This window comes from Kitasatospora sp. NPDC058218 (genome assembly GCF_042882445.1).
Classification (GTDB): Bacteria; Actinomycetota; Actinomycetes; order Streptomycetales; family Streptomycetaceae; genus Kitasatospora.
Window position 1 is genome coordinate 1 of the sequence record NZ_JBHVWC010000168.1, and the last position, 1,212, is coordinate 1,212.

Annotated in this window: 2 protein-coding genes; one reads left to right on the forward strand and one right to left on the reverse strand. The window is 70.7% G+C overall.

Annotation, left to right across the window (positions count from 1 at the left end):
- Window positions 1–291: electron transfer flavoprotein subunit alpha/FixB family protein (locus tag ACFVYI_RS42435; protein ID WP_387895482.1), on the forward strand; the 291-nt coding region annotated here is incomplete at its 5' end.
- Between the two features lie 148 nt (window positions 292–439).
- On the opposite strand, the gene ACFVYI_RS42440 is transcribed toward ACFVYI_RS42435, so the two are convergent.
- Complete coding sequence (locus ACFVYI_RS42440) at window positions 440–874, reverse strand: hypothetical protein (protein ID WP_387895485.1); 435 nt, start codon at window positions 872–874, stop codon at window positions 440–442.
- Window positions 875–1,212 lie beyond the last annotated feature (338 nt).

The following is a 1,212-nucleotide window of genomic DNA, read 5'->3' on the forward strand; positions in this document are numbered from 1 at the left end:
GCGCTGGGCGCGGCCGTCGGTGCCTCGCGCGCCGCCGTCGACGCCGGCTGGTACCCGCACAGCAACCAGGTCGGCCAGACCGGCAAGCAGGTCTCGCCGCAGCTGTACGTGGCCAACGGCATCTCGGGCGCGATCCAGCACCGGGCCGGCATGCAGACCTCGAAGACCATCGTGGCCGTCAACAAGGACCCGGAGGCCCCGATCTTCGAGCTGGCGGACTACGGCGTGGTCGGCGACCTCTTCGCCGTGCTGCCCCAGCTCACCGGCGAGGTCCAGGCCCGCAAGGGCTGACCGGACGCGGTCCGAACCCGATACGCCGGAGGGCGTGGCACCGAGTACCCGGTGCCACGCCCTCCGGCGTATCAGGCGCCGCTACGCCCGGCGTACGTTCCGCAGGTGGTCCGTGCCTGCCGCGCGCCGTCCGGGCGTACCGCGCCCGCTACTCGGCGTACGCCGCCAGATGCTGGGTGAAGCCGCCCTGGCACGGCGGCAGCGGGCGCGGCTCCGCGGGCTCGACCCGCTCCGGCTCCTCCTGCGGCAGCAGCGTCAGCTCCGGCTGGTCGGAGTCGGCGGCCGGGGTCAGCCGGACCCGGGTGCCCACCGGGACGGTGCTGCGCAGGCCGCTGACGATGCACCAGACATCGAAGCCCTCGGCCATCCGGATCAGCGACTTCTGCCGGGCCAGCGGCGTCCGCGCCTGCTCGACCGCGCACCGGCGCACCACACCGGTGCCCTGGCTGCGCTCCAGCCGCAGCTCGGTGGAGCCGCAGGTGGGGCAGAGCAGCCGCTGGAAGGTCGGGTTGCTGCACCACGTACAGCGCTGGAAGTACAGCGGGATGCTCTCGATGTCGGCGTCGATGGCTGAGTGGACCACGGTGTCATCTCCCTGCACTCGGACTGGGCTTCCGGCTCGCTGTGCGCCGCCGGTGTACGGCCGGCATGAACGGCCGGGGTGTGCGTCTCCGGTGTACGTCCGCGGTACGGCCTCCGTACGCCAGCAAAAGGATAGGGAACTCAGTGCCGCCCTGGGAAGGCACTGAGTTCCCTTTTTGCTGCACGCATGCATAATGAAGGGTACTGAGTACCGTCGCGAAACAGGAGTGCCGATCATGAGCCAGGACTTCGATCTCTTCCGGATCTCCGAGGAGCACGAGATGCTGCGTGAGGCGGTGCGTTCGCTGGCCGAGGCGAAGATCGCTCCGTTCGCGGCGG